Annotated in this window: 21 protein-coding genes and 4 pseudogenes; 16 read left to right on the forward strand and 9 right to left on the reverse strand. The window is 53.4% G+C overall.

The features are described from left to right. Positions 1 to 93: 93 nt before the first annotated feature. The 4 genes and pseudogenes from ACZAHD_RS07575 (at position 94) to ACZAHD_RS07590 (ending at position 4,456) form a co-directional block, all read left to right on the forward strand. Positions 94 to 1,032 carry an AraC family transcriptional regulator gene (locus ACZAHD_RS07575; protein ID WP_462456228.1) on the forward strand — a complete coding sequence of 313 codons (939 nt, stop codon included), beginning with the start codon at positions 94 to 96 and terminating at the stop codon, positions 1,030 to 1,032. A 372-nt stretch (positions 1,033 to 1,404) separates the two neighbouring features. Further along, on the forward strand, positions 1,405 to 1,782 hold the full coding sequence (locus ACZAHD_RS07580; RefSeq protein WP_462456229.1) for an AraC family transcriptional regulator: 378 nt from the start codon (positions 1,405 to 1,407) through the stop codon (positions 1,780 to 1,782). 261 nt (positions 1,783 to 2,043) lie between these two features. After that, a complete protein-coding gene (gene cysI / locus ACZAHD_RS07585) occupies positions 2,044 to 3,738 on the forward strand; it encodes an assimilatory sulfite reductase (NADPH) hemoprotein subunit (protein ID WP_462456230.1) in 1,695 nt (564 codons plus the stop codon). 1 nt (position 3,739) lies between these two features. Then, a pseudogene (locus ACZAHD_RS07590) lies at positions 3,740 to 4,456 on the forward strand (glutamine amidotransferase). A gap of 243 nt (positions 4,457 to 4,699) precedes the next feature. Here ACZAHD_RS07590 and ACZAHD_RS07595 read toward each other — a convergent pair. Next, positions 4,700 to 5,713 carry a sodium:calcium antiporter gene (locus tag ACZAHD_RS07595; protein ID WP_462456231.1) on the reverse strand — a complete coding sequence of 338 codons (1,014 nt, stop codon included), beginning with the start codon at positions 5,711 to 5,713 and terminating at the stop codon, positions 4,700 to 4,702. Between the two features lie 332 nt (positions 5,714 to 6,045). On the opposite strand from ACZAHD_RS07595, the pseudogene ACZAHD_RS07600 reads away from it, so the two are divergent. Together ACZAHD_RS07600 and ACZAHD_RS07605 are read left to right on the forward strand one after the other, a co-directional pair. Then, a pseudogene (locus ACZAHD_RS07600) lies at positions 6,046 to 6,288 on the forward strand (IS30 family transposase); the annotation flags it as partial. A gap of 214 nt (positions 6,289 to 6,502) precedes the next feature. Beyond that, entirely contained in the window at positions 6,503 to 6,808 is a 306-nt protein-coding gene (locus ACZAHD_RS07605; RefSeq protein WP_100683911.1) for a cupin domain-containing protein, read from the forward strand. A 39-nt stretch (positions 6,809 to 6,847) separates the two neighbouring features. Here ACZAHD_RS07605 and ACZAHD_RS07610 read toward each other — a convergent pair. The 3 genes and pseudogenes from ACZAHD_RS07610 to ACZAHD_RS07620 all read right to left on the reverse strand — a co-directional run. After that, positions 6,848 to 7,109, reverse strand: a pseudogene (locus ACZAHD_RS07610) (IS3 family transposase); the annotation flags it as partial. A 235-nt stretch (positions 7,110 to 7,344) separates the two neighbouring features. After that, a complete protein-coding gene (locus ACZAHD_RS07615) occupies positions 7,345 to 7,767 on the reverse strand; it encodes a site-specific integrase (RefSeq protein ID WP_462456232.1) in 423 nt (140 codons plus the stop codon). Positions 7,768 to 8,058: 291 nt separating this feature from the next. Then, positions 8,059 to 8,288, reverse strand: a pseudogene (locus ACZAHD_RS07620) (Arm DNA-binding domain-containing protein); the annotation flags it as partial. 159 nt (positions 8,289 to 8,447) lie between these two features. Between ACZAHD_RS07620 and sapC the strand changes: the two are divergent. The 9 genes from sapC (at position 8,448) to osmB (ending at position 17,445) form a co-directional block, all read left to right on the forward strand. Beyond that, entirely contained in the window at positions 8,448 to 9,338 is an 891-nt protein-coding gene (gene sapC / locus ACZAHD_RS07625; protein ID WP_100683913.1) for a putrescine export ABC transporter permease SapC, read from the forward strand. After that, entirely contained in the window at positions 9,338 to 10,330 is a 993-nt protein-coding gene (sapD, locus tag ACZAHD_RS07630) for a putrescine export ABC transporter ATP-binding protein SapD (RefSeq protein ID WP_100683914.1), read from the forward strand. The genes sapC and sapD overlap by 1 nt, the downstream gene beginning before the upstream one ends. Position 10,331: 1 nt before the next feature. Next, the gene (gene sapF, locus ACZAHD_RS07635) at positions 10,332 to 11,141 is read left to right on the forward strand and encodes a peptide ABC transporter ATP-binding protein SapF (RefSeq protein WP_462456233.1); all 810 of its coding nucleotides are present in this window, start codon (positions 10,332 to 10,334) and stop codon (positions 11,139 to 11,141) included. Positions 11,142 to 11,538: 397 nt separating this feature from the next. Beyond that, entirely contained in the window at positions 11,539 to 12,327 is a 789-nt protein-coding gene (gene fabI, locus ACZAHD_RS07640) for an enoyl-ACP reductase FabI (protein ID WP_462456234.1), read from the forward strand. A 223-nt stretch (positions 12,328 to 12,550) separates the two neighbouring features. Then, positions 12,551 to 13,708 (forward strand): CMD domain-containing protein, encoded by a 1,158-nt coding sequence (locus ACZAHD_RS07645; protein WP_462456235.1) that lies wholly within the window; start codon positions 12,551 to 12,553, stop codon positions 13,706 to 13,708. An 80-nt stretch (positions 13,709 to 13,788) separates the two neighbouring features. Further along, on the forward strand, positions 13,789 to 15,723 hold the full coding sequence (locus tag ACZAHD_RS07650; RefSeq protein WP_462456236.1) for an exoribonuclease II: 1,935 nt from the start codon (positions 13,789 to 13,791) through the stop codon (positions 15,721 to 15,723). Positions 15,724 to 15,915: 192 nt separating this feature from the next. Next, positions 15,916 to 16,098 carry a YciZ family protein gene (locus ACZAHD_RS07655; protein ID WP_462456237.1) on the forward strand — a complete coding sequence of 61 codons (183 nt, stop codon included), beginning with the start codon at positions 15,916 to 15,918 and terminating at the stop codon, positions 16,096 to 16,098. Between the two features lie 72 nt (positions 16,099 to 16,170). Next, positions 16,171 to 16,920 (forward strand): DNA-binding transcriptional regulator YciT, encoded by a 750-nt coding sequence (yciT, locus tag ACZAHD_RS07660; RefSeq protein WP_032688102.1) that lies wholly within the window; start codon positions 16,171 to 16,173, stop codon positions 16,918 to 16,920. A gap of 306 nt (positions 16,921 to 17,226) precedes the next feature. Then, complete coding sequence (gene osmB, locus ACZAHD_RS07665) at positions 17,227 to 17,445, forward strand: osmotically-inducible lipoprotein OsmB (RefSeq protein WP_407302738.1); 219 nt, start codon at positions 17,227 to 17,229, stop codon at positions 17,443 to 17,445. Between the two features lie 98 nt (positions 17,446 to 17,543). On the opposite strand, the gene yciH is transcribed toward osmB, so the two are convergent. The 5 genes from yciH to pgpB form a co-directional block, all read right to left on the reverse strand. Beyond that, the gene (gene yciH / locus ACZAHD_RS07670; RefSeq protein WP_462456238.1) at positions 17,544 to 17,870 is read right to left on the reverse strand and encodes a stress response translation initiation inhibitor YciH; all 327 of its coding nucleotides are present in this window, start codon (positions 17,868 to 17,870) and stop codon (positions 17,544 to 17,546) included. Beyond that, positions 17,870 to 18,607 (reverse strand): orotidine-5'-phosphate decarboxylase, encoded by a 738-nt coding sequence (pyrF, locus tag ACZAHD_RS07675; RefSeq protein ID WP_462456239.1) that lies wholly within the window; start codon positions 18,605 to 18,607, stop codon positions 17,870 to 17,872. Before pyrF ends, yciH begins: the two co-directional genes overlap by 1 nt. A 190-nt stretch (positions 18,608 to 18,797) precedes the next feature. Further along, positions 18,798 to 19,967, reverse strand: coding sequence for a lipopolysaccharide assembly protein LapB (gene lapB, locus ACZAHD_RS07680; protein WP_462456240.1), 1,170 nt, complete (start codon positions 19,965 to 19,967; stop codon positions 18,798 to 18,800). Between the two features lie 6 nt (positions 19,968 to 19,973). Beyond that, on the reverse strand, positions 19,974 to 20,282 hold the full coding sequence (locus ACZAHD_RS07685) for a LapA family protein (protein WP_462456241.1): 309 nt from the start codon (positions 20,280 to 20,282) through the stop codon (positions 19,974 to 19,976). A 135-nt stretch (positions 20,283 to 20,417) separates the two neighbouring features. Next, positions 20,418 to 21,185, reverse strand: coding sequence for a phosphatidylglycerophosphatase B (gene pgpB / locus ACZAHD_RS07690; RefSeq protein ID WP_462456242.1), 768 nt, complete (start codon positions 21,183 to 21,185; stop codon positions 20,418 to 20,420). A gap of 163 nt (positions 21,186 to 21,348) precedes the next feature. Between pgpB and ribA the strand changes: the two genes are divergently transcribed. Continuing rightward, complete coding sequence (gene ribA / locus ACZAHD_RS07695; protein ID WP_462456243.1) at positions 21,349 to 21,939, forward strand: GTP cyclohydrolase II; 591 nt, start codon at positions 21,349 to 21,351, stop codon at positions 21,937 to 21,939. The last annotated feature ends 6 nt before the right edge of the window (positions 21,940 to 21,945 follow it).

Here is a 21,945-nt window from a genome sequence, read left to right on the forward strand (position 1 = left end):
AATTACAACTAGTATGTTTTTATTGAACGCGGGGAGCAATACTGATAAAAAGCTGATTATTGTTCATTCGTCCTTTATTTATTCTTTTTTACTATGCTAAATAGCGAATGGTTATTAGATAATCTGAGTATTGAGAACTCCGTTTACCATGTGGGCAAATATTGCGGCTCATGGCAAGGCGGTACTTCTGGCAGCGGCAAAGCCAGCTATCACTTGGTGATGGAGGGGCGTTGCTGGCTGCACAGCGCCCTGTCTGCTGATCCACTGCGACTGGAAAAAGGCAGTATGGTTTTTATCTTACAGGATTGTCCATTCGTTCTTTCCTCCCATGAAAATGCGCAAAGCGCTTACCGGGCGCCGGTGCGGGAAATGCAACCGCTCGCTTATAAAGATGAGACCAGCACCGCATTAACCTGCGGTTTTATTACCTTTAAAACCACCATTAGCCAGATGCTGTTGAGCTTTTTACCGCAGGTTATCGTATTTAAAGCGCAGGACGACCGGTCCGGCTCCATCGACAAACTGGTGGCGGTAATTAATCAGGAGGCGAAGCAGACGGCGCTGCGCAGTGAAAAACTTATCGCTTCACTGACGGAATTACTCTTTTTTATGGTGATCCGCCACTATTTATCCTGCCATACGGTGAAGACCCCGCTGGATAATATTCCGCTGACGAAGGAGTTCCTTAATCTGATGGCGGAGATTGTTTTGTTCCCCGCACGCTGCTGGACGGTGGAAACCATGGCGCGCGCATCGGGCCTTTCGCGCTCGTGGTTTATTCAGCGCTTTAACCAAGTTTCGCCGCTGCCACCGGCTGAAATCGTGCGCCATATTCGCATTGCGCTCGCCTGCCAGCACATCACCAACGGCGTGAGCCTGACGCAAAGCGCAGAACGGGTCGGCTATCAATCCCAGGCCGCGTTTAATCGCGCGTTTCAACGCGTCACCGGCGTCACCCCCGGCCGCTACGGCCAGCAGTGCCGGGACAAGGCTGCCGCTCAGCAATTTCATGGCCGCTCGCCCGCCGCCTGAACCAAAACAGCCCTGGCAGATAATCTGCCAGGGCTGCGCTAACCGCCTCTGCACCCTGCGTTAAGCACGGATCAGCAGGTGGACATGTATACTCCAGACCGGCAGGCCGATAATCATCAGCTGGATCAGCATGGTGAAGACAAAACTCGCCATTTAGTTCGCCCCTGTCCGGCATGGCTCATTGCATCGGCCATGCTTGAGGCATTGCCTCGCGCTACGAGCGTTAATGATACATACAAAATGCCTGCGCTAAAATCCTGATCATCGCGGCACTCGTAATACTGTTATCCATAAAAACCACAATATTGTATATTTCGTTCTGTTTTAAATCGCCTATGATAAAAAGATAAAGTCAAACAAGAACCAGTATCTATGCAACACCAGACTCAACTCTCCGACAGCATAATATCTAATGACCGCGCATTGGTTAATTTTGCCATCCAGTATATTTATCAACATATTAAAAATAACATTTCAGTTTATGATCTCGCTGAATATCTGCAGGTTTCCCGGCAATATGTACATCGTATTTTTAAAAAGCGAACCGGAACGACTGTAAGCGCCTACATCAGCCATAAAAAGATTGAATATGCGATGATGGATATCCTCCTCGGGATTGAAGATACCGCCTCAGCTTACCTTAAATATAATTTCAAAAGTAAACAGGCGTTTATCGGCCAGATTCAGCACTATATGTACACAGTGCCTGCCGTGGATAGCCTGCCGACCGGCGCAGCGCATAAAAAATAAATCACCTTTCGCACTGGCAGACTCAATATCACCGCAGCCATGATGCCGCCTGTCGGCAGCGCGAACAGCCATTAGCAAAATAATTGCTAAGGTATAACGGTAAAACTGTTCAGGACGAATAATGATTAATTAGAACTAGCGGTTATAACAACTGTTATATCAATTAACCAAATAACTGTTCATGTTGGTTAAGGATCTGCTGTGATGTAATTTCCCGGTATTTTCGGGCGAATTAACCCGCACATTTTTGAGAACACTATAATGAGCAATGATAAACTTTCGGATAATGAGCGATTAAAACAGCAGAGCCAGCTTCTGCGCGGCACGATTAAAGAGGATCTGCATAACGAATTAACCGGCGGATTTCTCGGCGATAACTTCCAGTTGATCCGCTTTCACGGCATGTACCAGCAGGACGATCGCGATATTCGCCAGGAAAGAGCGGCGCAAATGCTGGAACCGCTGCATACGGTGATGCTGCGGGTGCGTTTACCCGGCGGGATCATCAGCCCGCAGCAGTGGCTGGGGATCGACGAGTTTGCGTCGCAGCATACGCTTTACGGCAGCATTCGCATCACCAACCGCCAGGCGTTGCAGCTTCACGGCGTGCTAAAGCGCAATATCAAGCCGGTTCATCGGCTCTTGCATCGGCTGGGTCTCGATTCGCGGGCGACGGCGGGCGACGTCAACCGTAACGTGCTGTGTACTTCTAATCCGGTGGAGTCCGGGCTTCATCATCAGGCTTACGAGTGGGCCAAAAAGATATCGGAGCATCTGTTGCCGAAAACAAACGCCTATGCCGAGGTCTGGCTGGACGGTGAAAAAATCGCGCAGCCGGAAGAAGAGACCATTCTGGGCAACAGCTATCTGCCGCGCAAATTTAAAACTGCAGTGGTCATCCCGCCGCAAAACGACGTCGATTTGCACGCCAACGATCTTAACTTTATTGCTATCGGCGAGAATGGGCAGCTGACGGGATTCAACGTGCTTGTCGGCGGCGGCCTGGCGATGACCCACGGCGACCATAGCACCTATCCGCGCCTTGCAACGGAGCTGGGATATATTCCGTTAAGCGCCACGCTGGCGGTTGCCACCGCCGTTGTCGCCACTCAAAGAGACCGGGGAAACCGCGCAAATCGACGCAACGCCAAAACGAAATATACCATCGATCGGCTCGGCATTGAGGTGTTTAAAGCGGAAGTCGAGCAGCGGGCAGGCATGACATTCCAACCACTGCGGCCGTACGCTTTCAGCGGTCGCGGCGATCGTATCGGTTGGGTCGAAGGGATCGACGGTAAGCACCATCTCACTCTGTTTATCCCAAGCGGCAGATTAATTGATAAGCCTGGCAAGCCGCTCAAGTCGGGCCTTGCCGCCATCGCCGCCGTCCACGAGGGTGATTTTCGCTTAACCCCCAATCAAAACATCATTATCGCCGGCGTCAGCGAGCACAACCGTGCGCAGATTGACGCCCTGGCACAGCGCTATTCCCTGATTGATGACACCGTATCGCCGCAGCGAAAAAGCGCGATGGCCTGCGTCTCCTATCCCACCTGTCCGCTGGCGATGGCCGAGGCCGAACGCGTGTTGCCGGGCATCGTCGATCGCCTTGACGAGATCTTATTACGCAACAAGATTGCCGATCGGTCGGTGATATTTCGCGTCACCGGCTGCCCGAACGGCTGTGGCAGGGCGATGCTGGCCGAAATCGGCCTGGTGGGCCGCGCCGTGGGCCGCTATGACCTCTACCTCGGCGGCAACCGCGAGGGAACACGTATTCCTCGCCTCTATAAAGAGAACCAGCCGCTTGAGGAGATTATCCGCGATCTTGACGCGTTGTTGAGCGCCTGGGCGCAGGCGGCTAAGCCGGATGAGGCGTTCGGCGACTTTGTGGTACGGACGGGGATTATTCGCCCAGTGCTGAATTCCAGCCTCGACTTTTATCTGCAGGACTAAGATGGCCAGGCCGCTGGCGATTATTCAAATGGGCGAACCGCCGGCGGTCATCCGGCAGGCGACAGGCGAGTAAAGCCAATGGTTCGTTCAGGCGCTCGCCTTAACCCGAGGGGAGTACCGGATTATTCGCCCGGATCACCATGTTCCCCTGCCCGCTTTCGACACCATCTGCGGCGCCATCATCAGCGGCTCCTGGGCGATGGTCACCGACAGGCTGGCGTGGAGCGAGAAGACCGCTCAGTGGATACGCCGCGCTCACGCCCTGAATCTGCCGCTACTGGGCGTCTGCTATGGCCACCAGCTGATTGCCCACGCGCTGGGAGGAGTGGTTGCTGATAATCCGTTGGGGAGCGAACGCGGGCTACAGCTGATCCAGATCGCCGAACAAAGCACGGCCCCGCTGCTAACGGCATTTCCCAGGCGCTTTTCGGCCTGGCTTTCGCACCGGCAAACCGTGCTACAACCACCGGAAGGTGCCAGCGTGCTGGCGTTTTCCGCCCGGGACGCCTGCCAGATTCTACGCTATAGCGACACAGCGTATTCGGTGCAGTTTCACCCGGAATTTACCTGGGAGATTATGGCCGCCTGCCTCAGACATCGCGGAGAAGGGTTGGAAATGGCCGAGATGCCTGGCGAACCCGGCTGGCCACCAGAGCTGCTCAGGCGCTTCTATTATCTCTGGTGCAAGGATGACGCCCCCCGCTTTTGCCAGTCATAATCATGCATTACGTGCCACTGTCGCGCTCCCCGTACTTCAGATTAGAGCATCGTTGTGTGCGGTGGCTTTACTGATTGCGACCTGCAGCCTGTCAGCACTCACGGTTTCCGGGAAGACGATGACGGTGTCAGGCGTCACCCGAGGAACGGGCATCCCGATTATGCCTGGCGTTGCGGTTATAGGTGCTGTATTGAGCTACCTCATACTGTCGCTCATATCGGGTAAAGAATTCAGGCAAGCGACTTACTGGTTATACAACGAAATGCCGATATACAGAACGTAAAGCAGACCGTTCAATCCTAACCAGGCCACAGGGATTTTCTTTTTCCTCGCCGCGAGCCACAGCCAGAATGCGGCGGTAAGCGTAATGAAAACGCCGGTAATGACTTCCGAGCGGGGCTCCCACGGTGTCAACATGATACCAATCGCCGGCAGTATCGTTCCCTGAAATACCATCGCCCCTGTAATATTGGCCACCGCCAGAGTGTCCTTGCCACGACGTATCCACAAAATACTGTTAACTTTTTCTGGTAACTCCGTGGCAACCGGAATAATGATCAGTGACAGCAGCAGAGCCGAGATACCAAAATATCCTGAGGCACTTTCCACACCAGTTATAAACCAAAAGGCCCCTGCCAGCAGGATGCCGAGACCCAGCATAACTTGCATGAGAATCACGAGAAAATTTCCGGGTAACCCCGCATGGGATAAGAACAGAGGCCGCTCTGCTTGAGTTCCCCCACCTTCCTGAACCAGATGGTGAGATGCTTTTATCGTCCGATACACATACAGTAAATACAGCAGTACCAGAATCACGCTGATGATCTGTCTGTAGAGCGTCTTGTCATGCGGAATATACATCGCCAGAGTGGCAAGAATGAAAGCAACCAGAAAAAAGCCAGTATCTCGCTGGAATCCACTTGGTTCTGGATTGATTTTTCCTGCAGGTCCTCGTTTTCCTATAACCGCAGCCCCCATCAGAAAAATCGACAGCGTTGACAGCATAAGAGGAGCCCCCAGAATCGCACCCACCCCAATTTCCTCACTGTGGCTTGACAGGGTGGGGCCGGAAATGATGGCCAGAAGCGGCACAATCGTCTCAGGCAGAGCTGTCCCTACTGCTGCGAAAAGTGAACCCGTGACCCCCTGCGAAAGACGTAGTTTCTGGCCGAGGTGTTCGAGCGCGTTGGTAAAAATTTCGGCCGCAATAAGGATGATGATAAGCGAAAAAAAAAGCTCAGCAATTGAAGACATCATATTGACATTACTCAGGCTTATAAATTTATGGGTAACCCGGAATGCTTCCGGCTTTTAATTTTTCCTGACAAGTCATTGCCGGTTTATTGAAAACCTGCACGTAGCGAAACGTATCACGAGCCAGGAAACTTCCTTTGCTATGACGCCTGGCAAAGGAAGCCGCATAATGCCACAAACCATTAGTTCATTCAAAATATTCTTTTATATCAACAAGATATTGCATTTGCTATGTTTTATTGCACGAGCTATAACATGGGATATGCTGGCCAAAAAATATTAAACCTGATGCGATTTATAGAAGGTTTTAACCGATCATGACCAACCACATCTGATTTACTTTAGCGACAGCCATTCAGATTTATTTCTGTGATCTTCAATCTCCCTGGCAACGTGGCTCAAATGAAAATACGAACAGGTTGCCCCGACAATATTTTCCAAAAGGAACTGCCTTAGCGGTTCACAGCCAGCAAAGGCTAAACAGGGTTGCCAGGTCGTTCAACGAGAGGCCGAGAAAAACACCAGGCGATGAACCACCCGCAGAGCGGTTTAACCAGTCTGTTGCATCCATCGATTGACATCGCCGCGAGAAGCGGACGCAATTACCCCATTGGTCCTTCGATAATTAAAGTTCTGGCCAAAACAGACTCCATAATCTGGCACTGCAGAATTAATACCGTATTGAGAAAAGATATAGCCTCTTTTTCGACTTGTTTTTCCATATTTGTTATATGGTGAGAGGGAATTTCTATGTCATAAATGCACTAAACGTATATTAAAGGGAATGATCTTATGTCGCTTTTTGACCTTAGGACCGAAGCACATGCATTACAGGAGGCCTGGCGATCTCAAGTATTAGGCCGCATTGGGGAAACAAATCTCAAAATTTTACGTATGGATGAACGCTCAGTAATTGAAGAGGTACATGAGTATGATGAGGGGTTACTGGTCATTGACGGGCGTCTCGAACTGAGTGTTAAAGGTAAAAAAATCTCTGTAACGTCTGGCCAGCTTTATGTAGCCAAAGCTGGCGTTCCTCATACTGTGGAAATCGGCAGTTTTGGTACATTGGTTATCATTGATTTACCAGAAACATAAATTGTCTCTTGATCTTACCCACGTAATATGGACAGAGCCCTAAGCGAGGTTCTGGTTTTCAAATTGTTCCGGACGGAGTCCATCACAGGCACTGTGTAGACGGCAACGCTTGTAATTACACTCGATATAATTAAACACCGTCGCCCGCATGATTTCCCGGCTGTTAAAATGTTCACCGTGGATACATTCCACTTTTAGTGTGTGAAAGAAGTAGTGTGTGAAAGAAGCTTTCCGCACAGGCATTGTCGTAGCAGCAGACTTTTGCGCTCATGCTCCCTCGCAGATGATGGTGTTTCAGCAGATTTTCTGCCACTGACAGGTCGTGTGCACGGTAGCTGGCAGGGCTGAATTTCCGACCGGTCTGGCTATCCAGTCAGCGTCAAAAAAGTGGAGTATGCCGATACGGAATTGGTGTCTGGCGATGAGTCGTTTTATTATCGAGTTCGGTGGCCGTCTAAACGGTCACTATTCATACGGTGGCAATGACACAGAATGACGGGCAGTCTCTGGTAATGCGCCTTCATTGGTGAACATCTTTATACTGCTACATTTCTGGCGCTTCTGCTGCTTACCGTACGAAGCGGCAAGACCTCTCCGGCCCTTCTTAATGCGGTATTAAAGGCAATCACGGTAACCGGACCAACCTGATTTTTGACGCGATTTGAGTGACTCTGGAAAACAAAAATGTCTTCCGGGTATCTCTCTCGCCTGCGACTCAGTAATGCGCGTGATGGGGATGAGAGCTGAATCTTCATTGCTTTTAACCGCCCTGTTTCCCGCAAATATAATGAATTCAGTCCGATATCTTCATAGCGCAGCGTGATTAATCGCCCAACACTCAGACCTGTATAAAAAATCAACGCCCACAAGTCAGACCATGTATCGGATATATGCCCAAGATTGCTGTTAATAGTTAAAAATTGCTCAAAACTTATTGTTTTCTTACCGTTCACAACCAAACCAAACTGTTTTCAAAGCTGAAAACATTGATTATCTCAAATGTCACACTGAAGAAAAACTACTGACATTTTGGATCACGTCACTGACGGTTGCAGGGAAATACTTATAAACGGTCTTCACTCCTCCCTGAGCACGTCTGCGACCTGCTTCCGGTTAGCGCCGTTCGCCATCATCCTGCGGCAGCGATCCACACCATCAGGAGTCATAACCCGGCGATCTCCGCCGATATACCCCTGCTCTCTCGCTGCAGCTCATCACTCGTCTCCCCATATCATCAAAGAAACTCAGCCCACACCTTCCGCCTGCCAGGCGCTGAATTGCTGCCTGCGCTCCCTATACGCTCGGATAATCGCCAGTCGTCAGCTGTACGGCCTTGCCGTTCCATCTGTAGCGATAAAGAATGTTATACTGCCGGTTACAGAGAGTCTGATATTCAGTCCGTGAGCATCTGAAATGACATCGATTTTTTGCCAAAGGCTTTTCTTAACCAGGTATCAGTTAGCGTGTGTGCATTCCGCAGACGATAGACGCATGAATGTGTACATTTCCTGTAAATTGAGCACCTTCAGGGCTGTCCGGGCGAAACAGATTTAAAGCAAAAACGGGCGGCAAAGCCGCTCAGAAAGCAGAAGTATTAAAAAGACACAAAGCATGACTAACAAACTTAAAACGGATTCATATGCCCTACGATAGCGTGTATCTGGAAAAGCGTCCGCCCGGTGCGCTGCGTACCGTCTGGCGAAAATTCTACGGCGATACGACCGCGATGATCGGCCTGTACGGCTGCGCGGCTCTGGTGCTGCTGTGCGTCTTTGGCGGCTGGTTTGCGCCTTACGGTATCGATCAGCAGTTTCTTGGCTACCAGTTGCTGCCGCCGTCATGGTCGCGCTATGGTGAAGTGTCGTTCTTCCTCGGGACCGACGATCTCGGGCGCGATGTGCTGAGCCGTCTGCTGAGCGGCGCGGCGCCGACCGTTGGCGGCGCTTTTGTCGTCACCTTCGCGGCCACGCTATTCGGGCTGGTGCTCGGCGTCGTTGCCGGTTCAACCCATGGCCTGCTGTCGGCGATGTTGAACCATATCCTCGATACTCTGCTGTCGATTCCGTCACTGCTGCTGGCCATTATTGTCGTGGCTTTCGCCGGGCCGCATCTGAGCCACGCGATGTTTGCCGTCTGGTTGGCGTTGCTGCCGCGTGTCGTGCGCTCAGTCTACAGCATGGTGCATGATGAGCTGGAAAAAGAGTACGTCATTGCCGCCCGTCTCGACGGCGCATCAACATTAAATATTCTCTGGTTTGCGGTGTTGCCGAATATCGCTTCCGGGCTGGTCACCGAGATCACCCGCGCGTTATCAATGGCGATTCTCGATATCGCTGCCCTGGGCTTTCTCGACCTCGGCGCCCAACTTCCTTCACCGGAATGGGGTGCGATGCTGGGCGACGCGCTGGAACTGATTTACGTCGCGCCATGGACGGTGATGTTGCCCGGCGCGGCGATTATGATTAGCGTCCTGTTGGTCAACCTGCTGGGCGACGGGATCCGCCGGGCCATTATCGCCGGGGTGGAATAATGCCGTTACTTGATATTCGCAACTTAACCATTGAGTTCAAAACCAATGAAGGCTGGGTCAAAGCCGTCGACCGCGTCAGCTTGACCCTTGCGGAAGGTGAAATTCGCGGTCTGGTGGGCGAATCCGGCTCCGGTAAGAGCTTAATTGCCAAAGCGATCTGTGGCGTCACCAAAGACAACTGGCGGGTCACCGCCGACCGTATGCGCTTCGATGATATCGATCTCTTACGTCTCTCCGGCCGCGAGCGCCGCAAGCTAATTGGCCACAACGTGTCGATGATCTTTCAGGAGCCGCAATCCTGTCTCGACCCGTCGGAACGTATTGGCCTGCAGCTAATGCAGAATATCCCCGGCTGGACCTTTAAAGGCCGCTGGTGGCAGCGTATCGGCTGGCGAAAACGCCGGGCCATCGAACTGCTGCACCGTGTCGGCATTAAAGATCACAAAGACGCCATACGCAGTTTCCCCTACGAATTAACTGACGGGGAGTGCCAGAAGGTGATGATTGCCATCGCCCTCGCCAACCAACCGCGTCTGCTGATCGCCGATGAACCGACCAACGCCATGGAACCGACGACCCAGGCGCAAATCATCCGCCTGCTTACGCGTCTGAACCAGAACAATAACACCACCATATTGTTGATCAGCCACGATATGCAAATGCTTAGCAAATGGGCAGATAAAATCAATGTCATGTATTGCGGACAAACGGTAGAAACGGCACCCAGCGAAGAGCTGGTGACCACGCCTCATCATCCGTATACCCAGGCGTTAATCCGCGCGATCCCGGATTTTGGCAGCGCACTCCCGCATAAAAGTCGCCTGAATACGTTGCCGGGAGCCATTCCCCTGCTCGAGCAACTGCCGATTGGCTGTCGTCTTGGACCGCGCTGCCCCTACGCGCAACGCGAGTGTATTGAAACGCCACGCCTGACCGGAGCCAGAACACATCTGTACGCCTGTCATTTCCCGCTAAACATGGAGAAAGAGTGAAATGGTCGAAACATTGCTCGAAGTCCGTAATCTGAGTAAGACCTTTCGCTACCGTACCGGCTGGTTTCGTCGTCAGATGGTGGAGGCGGTGAAACCGCTCAGTTTTACGCTACGCGAGCGCCAGACGCTGGCGATTATTGGTGAGAACGGTTCAGGAAAATCGACCCTGGCGAAAATGCTGGCGGGTATGATAGAGCCGACATCCGGCGAGCTGTTGATTGACGATCACCCGCTAACGTTTGGCGACTACTCTTTCCGCAGCCAGCGTATCCGCATGATTTTTCAGGACCCGTCGACCTCGCTCAACCCGCGGCAGCGTATTTCGCAGATCCTCGACTTCCCGCTGCGCCTGAATACCGATCTCGAACCGGAGGCGCGGGAGAAGCAGGTTATTGAGACGCTGCGGATGGTCGGCCTGCTGCCGGACCACGTGAGCTACTATCCGCATATGCTGGCTCCAGGGCAGAAACAGCGTCTGGGCCTCGCACGCGCATTGATTCTGCGTCCGAAAGTGATCATCTGCGATGAAGCCCTGGCGTCGCTGGATATGTCGATGCGTTCGCAGTTGATCAACCTGATGCTGGAGTTACAGGAGAAACAGGGGATTTCGTATATCTATGTGACCCAGCATCTGGGAATGATGAAGCATATCAGCGATCAGGTTCTGGTGATGCATCAGGGCGAGGTCGTCGAACGCGGCAGCACCGCCGATGTACTGGCGTCACCTCTGCATGACCTCACCCGACGCCTGATTGCCGGCCACTTTGGCGAGGCGCTGACCGCCGATGCCTGGCGCAAAGACGGTAAATAATCAGCACGCCTGTCCAACGGCCTTCACCGCTAAGAGCTCCCTGTATCCCTGGTTGCTGCGGCGCGGCCAACGTGGGAATATTCGCCGCCCCTGTCGAGATCTCAGACCTCGCCGAGCGAGCAGGTATCTGCTCCCGGCAGATACCTGGCTTCTGCTGGACGGCACAACCCGTCGTTAGCGCTCTTTTCCCCACCGAACTGCGCCAAACGGGCCTGATATCCGGTGATATACTGGAGGGTGTCCGCTCAGCATTACGCGTTAAGGCACGAAAATAGCGTGACATAAGGGGTCATCAGTGGGATATAATTCTCGGCTAAATTTGAGTTATTTTGAAATAACAACCTTAACCCCATGATTGTTAAAGTAAAAATAAGCAATAACGATAAGGATTAAAGCTATGGGTTTTCTTTCCGGTAAGCGCATTCTGGTCACTGGCGTTGCCAGCAAACTGTCCATCGCCTACGGTATTGCGCAAGCAATGCACCGTGAAGGGGCTGAACTGGCGTTCACCTATCAGAACGAAAAACTGAAAGGTCGTGTGGAAGAATTTGCCGCGGCACTGGGTTCTGACATCGTTCTGCCGTGCGACGTGGCTGAAGATGAGAGCATCGACTCTCTGTTCGCTGAACTGACGAAAGTGTGGCCGAAATTTGATGGTTTCGTTCACTCAATCGGTTACGCGCCGGCTGACCAGCTGGACGGCGATTATGTCAACGCGGTCACCCGCGAAGGTTTCAAAATCGCTCACGATATCAGCGCCTACAGCTTCGTGGCGATGGCAAAAGCTTGCCGCAGTATGCTGAACCCGGGCTCCGCCCTGCTGACGCTCTCCTACCTGGGTGCAGAGCGTGCGATTCCTAACTACAACGTTATGGGTCTGGCAAAAGCGTCTCTGGAAGCGAACGTGCGCTACATGGCGAACGCGATGGGTCCGGAAGGCGTGCGTGTCAACGCTATCTCTGCGGGTCCAATCCGTACGCTGGCCGCTTCCGGCATTAAAGACTTCCGTAAAATGCTGGCGCATTGCGAAGCGGTCACCCCGATTCGCCGTACCGTGACTATCGAAGACGTGGGTAACAGCGCAGCCTTCCTGTGCTCCAATCTGTCTGCCGGTATCTCCGGTGAAGTCGTTCACGTCGATGGTGGTTTCAGCATCGCGGCAATGAACGAGCTGGAACTGAAATAAGTTCTTTTCCCTCCTCACGCTGGTGAGGAGGGATTGCCTTCGCGACATCCTTCTCTTCTCTGCATTTTCTGCATACCAGATACCTATATTCACCCCTGTTATTCCAAACAGCTATTTGTTAGCACGTATCAATATTTTCTCCCGCTACAGGGTTACGCCAGGATAGTTATGCATATATGGCCCACTGAAGTGCGGCTCGCCACATACCGATCAAGGAACGCCCATGGAGCAACGCCGCGTTTATGGCAAAAACCACTGGTATCATGAAACCCAGTCAACAATCTGCCCGGTGGATGTGCTGCCGCTCGTCCCTGAAGCCGCCCATGTCGAAGATCGCTTTTTACTCGATCTGACGTTACCGGAAGAGTGGCTTCGCGCGCATGCGGGCTGGCTGACGCCAGCGCGATGTCTGGCCGAGGCGCTCTTTCCTGCCTCCGTCGTCGTCAATCGCTTACAAACCGTTAGCGCCTATGACCGGCTGAGCACGGCGTTGACCGTCGCTCAGGTGTATGGCGTGCAGCGGCTGTGTAATCACTATGCTGCCCGGCTGGCGCCGCTGCCAGGACCGGACTCTTCCCGTGAGAGCAACCGCCGGCTGGCGCAAATGACCCAATATGCCCGCCAGCTGGCCGGTTCGCCTTCGGTCATTAACGCCCTTTCCCGCAGCCAGTTGGATGAGGTTGGGTTGACCAGCCGCGATATGATTCTCATTAATCAGATTGTGGGTTTTGTCGGTTTCCAGGCGCGCGCTATTGCCGCGTTTCACGCTGGCCTTCGCTTTCCGGTGCGCTGGATGCCGGGAATGCCGCAGCAGGAAGATGCGCCGGCAGACGATTTTACGCTCGGTCAGCTCACCTGGGTACCCGACATCAACGATAGCGATCTCCGCTATGCCAATGACGAACGCCAGGCGCTGCTGGCCGACTGGCTAACACATCCTGGCTTGTCCGGACTGGCGCCACTGCTTGCGGTCCACGAAACAATACTCAAAGCTCAACATCAGTTACTCACCCAATTGAGCGTGAATCAACCTTTTGCTTCGCTGGTGGCGCTGATGACCGCCCGCATCAACGGTAGCGCCAGCTGTTTTAACGCCTGGGCCGAAACGGGGTCCACTTCCCCGCAGCTTTGTGATGCGTTACGCAACGACGAGCGGGCGCTAGAGGCCTGGGAACAAAGCCATCCCACCGAGCGCATCATCTTGCAGGCGGTACAGCTTTTAACCCGGGCGCCTGACCGTTTCAGCGCAGCACAATTAACTCCCCTCGCGGAACATGGGCTTTCCCAGGCGCAGATTATCGATATCCTGGCGTGGAACGGAGTATGTGGCTGGATGAATCGTCTGAAAATCGCCCTCGGAATCGTTCGTCAACAGACGTAAAATGCCAAACATCGCTTGCTGCAACAGGCATTATCGCGTAAAAATGTCAGCCGCTCTTTTAGCCACGAAAATACCTAATTATGTTTCAGGACAACCCGCTGCTAGCGCAGCTTAAACAGCAACTGCATTCCCAGACTCCTCGTGTTGAAGGGGTCGTTAAGGGGACGGAAAAAGGTTTTGGCTTTCTCGAAGTTGATGCGCAGAAAAGCTACTTTATTCCGCCGCCGCAAATGAAAAAAGTGATGCATGGTGACCGTATCAGCGCCGTGATCCACACTGAAAAAGAACGTGAAAGCGCCGAGCCGGAAGAGTTGATTGAACCTTTCCTGACCCGTTTCGTCGGTAAAGTGCATAAGAAAGATGACCGACTGTCTATCGTTCCCGATCATCCGCTGCTGAAAGACGCCATTCCCTGCCGCGCCGATCGTAGCGTCAGCCATGATTTTAAAGAGGGAGACTGGGCCGTTGCTGAAATGCGCCGTCATCCGCTGAAAGGTGACCGCGGTTTTTATGCCGAATTAACCCAATTTATCACCTTCAGCGACGATCATTTCGTTCCGTGGTGGGTTACGCTGGCGCGTCACAATCTGGAAAAAGAAGCCCCGGACGGCGTAGCGACCGAGATGCTGGATGAGGGCCTGGAACGTCGTGACTTAACGGCGCAGGACTTCGTCACCATTGACAGCGCCAGCACCGAAGATATGGACGATGCGCTGTATGCCGAAGCCGCCGACGACGGCAAGCTGCATTTGACCGTTGCTATCGCCGATCCGACCGCCTGGATTGCCGAAGGTAGCAAACTGGACAAAGTGGCAAAAATTCGCGCCTTCACCAACTATCTCCCGGGCTTTAATATCCCGATGTTGCCGCGCGAGCTGTCTGACGACCTGTGCTCTCTGCGCGCTAACGAAGTGCGTCCGGTCCTCGCCTGCCGCATGATCCTGACGACTGACGGCACGATTGAAGACGATATCGAATTCTTCGCGGCGACCATTGAGTCAAAAGCCAAACTGGCCTACGACAACGTCTCTGACTGGCTGGAAAATACCGGCAGCTGGCAGCCTGGAAGCGAGTCTATCGCTCAGCAGATTAAACTGCTGCAGGATGTCTGCCTGCGCCGCAGCGAATGGCGTAAAACCCATGCGCTGGTGTTTAAGGACCGTCCGGACTACCGTTTCGTGTTGGGTGAGAAAGGCGAGGTGCTGGATATCGTTGCCGAACCGCGTCGCATCGCTAACCGCATTGTCGAAGAGTCAATGATTGCGGCAAACATTTGCGCGGCCCGCGTTCTGCGCGACAAGCTGGGCTTTGGTGTCTATAACGTGCATACCGGTTTTGATCCGGCCAACACCGAACAGCTGGCAACGTTGCTGAAGACCCATGACGTCCACGTTGATCCGGTTGAAGTGCTGACGCTTGACGGTTTCTGCAAACTGCGTCGCGAGCTTGATGCCCAGCCGTCGGGTTTCCTCGACAGCCGTATTCGTCGCTTCCAGTCCTTCGCGGAAATCAGCACCGAACCGGGTCCGCACTTTGGCCTTGGCCTTGAAGCCTATGCCACCTGGACCTCACCGATTCGTAAATATGGCGACATGATTAACCATCGTCTGCTGAAAGCAATCATCAAAGGTGAAACGGCAACGCGTCCGCAAGATGAAATTGCCGTACAGATGGCCGAGCGCCGCCGCCTGAACCGCATGGCCGAACGCGATGTGGGTGACTGGCTGTACGCCCGCTATCTGAGCCCGCAGGCAGGTACCGATACGCGCTATGCCGCGGAAATTATCGATATCAGCCGGGGCGGGATGCGCGTGCGTCTGGTGGACAACGGCGCCGTCGCCTTTATCCCGGCACCGTTCCTGCACGCCGTGCGTGATGAACTGGTCTGTAGCCAGGAAAACGGTACTGTGCAGATCAAAGGCGAAACCGTCTACAAAGTCACTGACGTTATCGACGTCAAGATTGCTGAAGTCCGTATGGAAACCCGCAGCGTCATCGCGCGTCCGTTCGCCTGATAGCCGTCTTCAGCGGCTCCCGCTATCGGGGGCCGCTTATTTTTTCCGCGTATTGTTTGCTATTGCCCCGTATTTCCTCTTTTTCCTGACGCTACAGCGCAGATGATTTACGTTGTGTGTTTTTTTCTCTTCTCTTTTTCATCTGTTTTTTGCATCATTGATTTCATTCGTTTTTGTAACCAGGATAATGCTATGTCTGATCTGAATGCCCGCCTGCTCGCCCAACGTATCGATACCGTGCTGGATATTCTGGTTGCCGGAGATTATCACTCTGCAATTCATAATCTGGAGATCCTCAAAGCGGAACTCCAGGCGCTTGCTGACGACGAGCCGGAAGCGAAACCCGGCCAAGCCAAAGCGCCCTGGGAAATTTGATCGCCCACATCGCCACAATCGATCAATGATGTCGATTGTCAGCCCAAGTAGCCCCCTAACTGTGATGTTGCTATGAACGCCCGACAACAAAGTATTTTGCAAATGGTCATCGATAAAGGCCGCATGAGCGTGGCCGATCTCGCGAAAATGACCGGTGTCTCTGAAGTCACGATTCGTCAGGATTTGAATTTACTGGAAAAGCAGAGCTATCTGCGCCGGACCCATGGTTTCGCCGTGCCGCTGGACAGCGAAGATGTCGAAACGCGTATGATGACCCATTTCTCGATTAAGCGTGAACTGGCTACGCGCGCCGCAGAGCTGGTCAATGCGGGTGAAACGGTATTTATCGAAAACGGCAGTTGCAATGCCCTGCTCGCCCGAACGCTTGCCGAGCGCGGCGATATTACCATCATCACCGTCAGCAGCTATATTGCGCATCTGCTTAAAGAGACGCCCGGGGAGGTCATTCTGCTCGGTGGAATCTACCAGAAGCGCAGCGAAAGTATGGTCGGCCCCCTCACGCGGCAGTTTATTCAGCAGGTCCACTTCAGCAAAGCCTTTATTGGCATCGATGGCTGGCAGCCGGAAACCGGTTTTACCGGGAGGGATATGATGCGCGCAGATGTGGTCAATGCCGTCCTTGAAAAGGGCTGTGAGGCGATTGTCCTGAGCGACAGTTCGAAGTTCAGCGTCGTGCACCCTTATCCGCTCGGTCCAGTGGCGCGGTTTAGCCGCATTATTACCGACAGCAGTCTGCACGATGACGCACGCCAGCAGTTGACAGAAAGCGGGCTCACAGTCGATATCGTCAGTTTTTCCTGAATTCGTCCCGACTCTCTTTTTCGCCCAGCGTTTATTCTCCTCCCGTCGCCCACCTGCGTGGGCGCAGGCCGCATGAATCACTGTCTGAGAGTTTTCTGAGCCTGCAATTAAGAGTTTTTACCTGCCGGTAAAATAAAAAAAAAGTAGAATTAATGTTAGCGATATAACAGGAAGTGACTATCACCTGCGTGATTAAAGTAACACCTGCGCAACTTAAGTTTCATGGAATAACCCTTAAAACTTAGCATCACGCTATGCTGTAAAGGAAGTTGCATCCATGAATAGATTATTCAGGAGAAAATTATGATGATTTCAATGAGCAAAAAAATGGCTGCCGCTGTTCTGGCCGTTACCGTAGTAATGTCCCTGAGCGCATGTTCCAACTGGTCCAAACGCGATCGTAATACCGCAATCGGCGCAGGTGCGGGTGCACTCGGTGGCGCAGTATTAACCGATGGCAGCACGCTGGGCACCCTGGGCGGCGCCGCGGTTGGCGGGATTATCGGTCACCAGGTGGGTAAATAAGGTCTGAACTGGACCCACGATAAAAATAATCCGCATCAGCAGACTTACGCACTTGCAAAGAATCAAGGCCACGGTATTTACCGTGGCCTTGTTGTTTATTAACCGCCCGCCAACTTAACTTTCATGCCTTTGGCTTCCAGCAGTGATTTGAGCAAATCGCGCTTATCGCCCTGAATTTCAATCACGCCATCTTTCACCGACCCGCCACAACCGCACTTCTTTTTCAGCTCTGCGGCCAGTTTTGCCAGCGCATCATCATCGAGGTCAATCCCGGCGATCAGGCATACGCCTTTCCCCTTGCGGCCGCTGGTCTGACGCTGAATACGTACCACACCATCGCCTTTAGGCCGCTCAACCACCGCCTTTGGTTCGTCAATACGGCCACTTTCCGTCGAATAAACCAGACGGCTATTGGAATCGGTCATTATGCCCCCTTATTCAGTGACGCATTGATGCTGCGTAATGTCGCCGCCGGATCCGCAGACTGAGTCACAGGACGGCCAATCACCATATAGTCTACGCCGGCTTGCTGTGCCTGCTCCGGCGTCATGATGCGGCGCTGGTCTCCTGCATCGCTGCCCTGCGGGCGAATACCGGGCGTCACCAGCTTAAAGGCCTGTCCCAACTCCTGCTTGAAGCGTGCCGCTTCCTGCGCAGAACAGACCACGCCGTCCAGGCCGCAGCGCTGCGTTAACGCCGCCAGTTTTGCCGCATGATCGGCGGGTGAAAGCGCGATGCCAAGCTCCTGGAGATCGCTGGCTTCCATGCTGGTCAGGACGGTCACGGCAATCAACAGCGGCGCATCCTGGCCAAACGGCAGCAACGCTTCACGTGCCGCAGTCATCATTCGCGCACCGCCAGAAGCATGAACATTGACCATCCAGACGCCCAGCTCTGCCGCAGCGGCTACAGCGCGCGCAGTGGTGTTCGGGATATCATGAAATTTCAGGTCGAGGAAAACCTCAAAACCGCGCTGATGCAAGTCGCGAACAAACTGTGGCCCCAGCAGCGTAAACATCTCCTTGCCCACCTTCAGGCGGCAATCGCGTGGATCAATGCGATCAACAAAGGCCAGCGCTTTGTCGCGGTTATCATAATCGAGCGCAACAACAACGGGAGAGGATGTGACAACGCGAGGCGAAGAAGAAGCAGTAGACGTCATGACCAGACCTTAATTGTTGATGGGCGCCGTTTGGCGCAAAAAAGGTAAACGGGCAGCATTCTACCTGCGATGGAGGGAAATTGACAGGCTGCTTTTCGTCGCCTGCTGAACGATGACCGCGCTGGCGTTAAAGGCAGCGAGTGATAAAAACCGAAAAGGATGTTGTAACTAAATTGCGATTTTTTAAAAACTATTGTCCGTCGAGGCCGCGAATGGGTTTAATCGTTGACCACGATCGGCAGGACGGGCAGTGCCAGTACAGAGTGTGGGCGGTAAAACCGCACTTTTGACAACGGTAGCGCGGTTTGCTGCGAACCTGCTCACCCACCATATTGCGCAAAACGCCGAGGCTCTCCTTCGCGCGCCCCTCTTCAGCTTCATTAAGGTGGTAGTCCATCAGCTTATGGAAGACCCGCATCGTCGGATGACGCTCCAGCTGACGGGTAACATAGCTCTGCGCAACTTCCACGCCTTCGCGCTGTTCGAGAATTTGTGCCAGCATCAGCTCCGCGGTTGCCCCGGTGTTTTCATCGGCGCAACGGCGCAGGAAGAGCTCCCATTCATCAAGTTTACCCAGCTGCTGATAACAGGTCTGCAGCATATCGAGCGTTTCACCCACCAGCTCTTTATCCTGATTGATGACCCGTTCCAGGCTCTCTACCGCTTTTGCGTAATCGCCCTTCTCCATCCATACCCGGCCCATCATGATCGACACGCGGGCGCTGTTGCGGTCCGCTGCAGCCCCTTTTTTGAGCAACGACATTGCTTTATCCATATCGCTGTTCGCCATCTGCTGCAGCGCGAGCTCGCACCAGAAGTTGGCAATATCGCCGCGGTGTTTTTCTTTACCCAGCTTCACTAATCGCTCGGCAACATCGATGGCCGACTGCCAGTCGCTGGTGGCCTGATAGATTTGCAACAGTTGCTGCAGCGCGCTGAGGCGAAAATCGGTTTCATCCACCAGCTGCTTGAACATATCTTCCGCACGATCGTAGAGACCGGCGGCCATATAGTCGCGACCCAGTTGCTGCACGGCCAGCAGCCGCTGATCGTAGGTCAGCGAGGCGCTCTCCATCAGACTCTGATGAATACGGATAGCCCGGTCAACCTCACCGCGCGAGCGGAACAGGTTACCCAACGTCAGGTGGGCCTCAACGGTACCGGTATCCTCTTTCAGCATATCGAGGAACAGATCCACCGCTTTATCCTGCTGGTTGCTCAGCAGGAAGTTCACCCCGGTCACGTAGTCACGTGACCGGCGGCTAGCGTCGTCCTGTTTGGACTGTTGTGCACTTCTGCGGCCCATGTACCATCCGTAAGCAGCGGCAACGGGCAAAAGCAGAAACAACAACTCCAGCATAAATGATTATTCCTTCACCGCAGGAATACCTGCGTTGGCCGGCGCGGCGTTGGTTGGCGCTATCTGATGTTCGAGGCGCTTGACTTTACGTTCAGCGCGAACCAGAGAAACGCGAACCCGCAGCCAGAAAAGGCCGCAAATCAGCCAGCCAATTGCAAACCCTGCGGCAAAGAGCACTGCCAGCAACGTCGAAATACGGAATTCACCCTGCGCGAGCAAATAGTTGAACGTGACCAGTTGATCATTCTGTGCACCTAACGTCACGGAGATGACGAAGATGGCGAATACCAGTAAGAAAATCAGTAAATATTTCACACTACTTCCCGTTTTGTGGGTTGAGCGAAAAAATCCCGCGTTCAGCCCTATAAAGTATCATTTTCGCGACAGCGGTGAAATGGAAAAGCATGACACCCTGTCAGGATATGCGTCCGTCTGGCGCGAAAATCAACGTTATCCCTGATTTATCGTCCGTGTCTTAATCTCCTGCGCCTCTTCTTCCTGCGGCGTAAGCGGGCCGCACAGTCGCTGGGTAAGCCAGGTGGCCAGCGTCACCAGCAGCCACGAGATAAGCGTAGCGACCAGCAAATCTTGCGGCCAGTGCATGCCCAGCGCCAGACGGCTGCCCATCACGGCCATTGCCCACGTCAGCAGCGCGGCAATGGTCAGCCAGCGTCGCCGGGGCCACAGCAGTCCAACCCCCAACAATGCCCAACTGGCCGCAAACATCGTGTGCCCGGACGGAAAAGCAAAACCGGTCTCTTTCTGCCAGTGCTTGCGCAGGAATCGGGGAATATCCTGCTCTTGCGCCAACTGCTCATGCACCAGTTTAGCGCGATCTTTGCGTTTTAACGCGTAGAATTGGTCAACTGGCACCTGCTGCGTCTTTTCCAGCCAAACCACAAAAGGACGCGGCTCCTGGACCTGCTCTTTTATCCAGGATTTTATGCCCTGCCCCAGCAGGATCGCCGCCCCAAGAATCACAAACAGCATCACCGCAGCTCGAAGACGAAAACGCAAACACCACAGAAACCAGCCGCATAACACCGTATGGGTGATGATGCCCCACGGCTGTGTCACGCTCTCTGTCACCCAGTAGAGTAGTTTTAACCACGCTTGCGGAAGGTCTGGCTGCCACTTCCAGCCAGATACCCACACTATGCCGGGCATAATCATAAGCAATGCCGCACCGAGGGCGGTTCGTCTGGCAATCGACAGCATCTTCTCTCCTTATTTCTTCTTCCGACTATCATAACGGAAAGTGGTACGTTTGTGCGCTTTACGCGCAGGCAGCCGTGCGTAATTAGGAGAACGCCGCGCCATTGTGGCAAAATAGCGCCAAACAGAAAGCACATTCAGGTGCTGATAAAATCTGGAGAAACACATGCAGCTTAAACGTGTGGCAGAAGCCAAACTGCCAACCCCCTGGGGCGATTTCCTGATGGTGGGATTTGAAGAACTGGCAACCGGGCAGGATCATGTCGCGCTGGTCTTCGGCGATATTTCGGGCCAGTCCCCGGTCCTTGCTCGCGTACATTCTGAGTGCTTAACGGGCGACGCTCTTTTTAGCCTGCGTTGTGATTGCGGTTTTCAGCTCGAAGCGGCACTGTCGCATATTGCCGAGGAGGGGCGCGGTATCCTGCTGTACCATCGTCAGGAAGGCCGCAACATTGGTCTGCTGAATAAAATTCGCGCCTATGCGTTGCAGGACCAGGGCTATGATACCGTGGAAGCCAACCATCAGTTGGGCTTTGCGGCGGACGAGCGCGACTTTACGCTGTGCGCAGATATGTTCAAACTGCTCCACGTCAACCAGGTGCGTCTGCTGACCAACAACCCCAAAAAAGTGGAAATTCTCAGCGAAGCCGGGATTAATATCGTTGAACGCGTTCCGCTGATTGTCGGGCGTAACCCGAAAAATGCCCACTATCTGGACACCAAGGCCGCCAAGATGGGGCATTTGTTGAAAAAGTAAATCGCC

The organism is Raoultella sp., from assembly GCF_039594335.1.
GTDB lineage: Bacteria > Pseudomonadota > Gammaproteobacteria > Enterobacterales > Enterobacteriaceae > Klebsiella.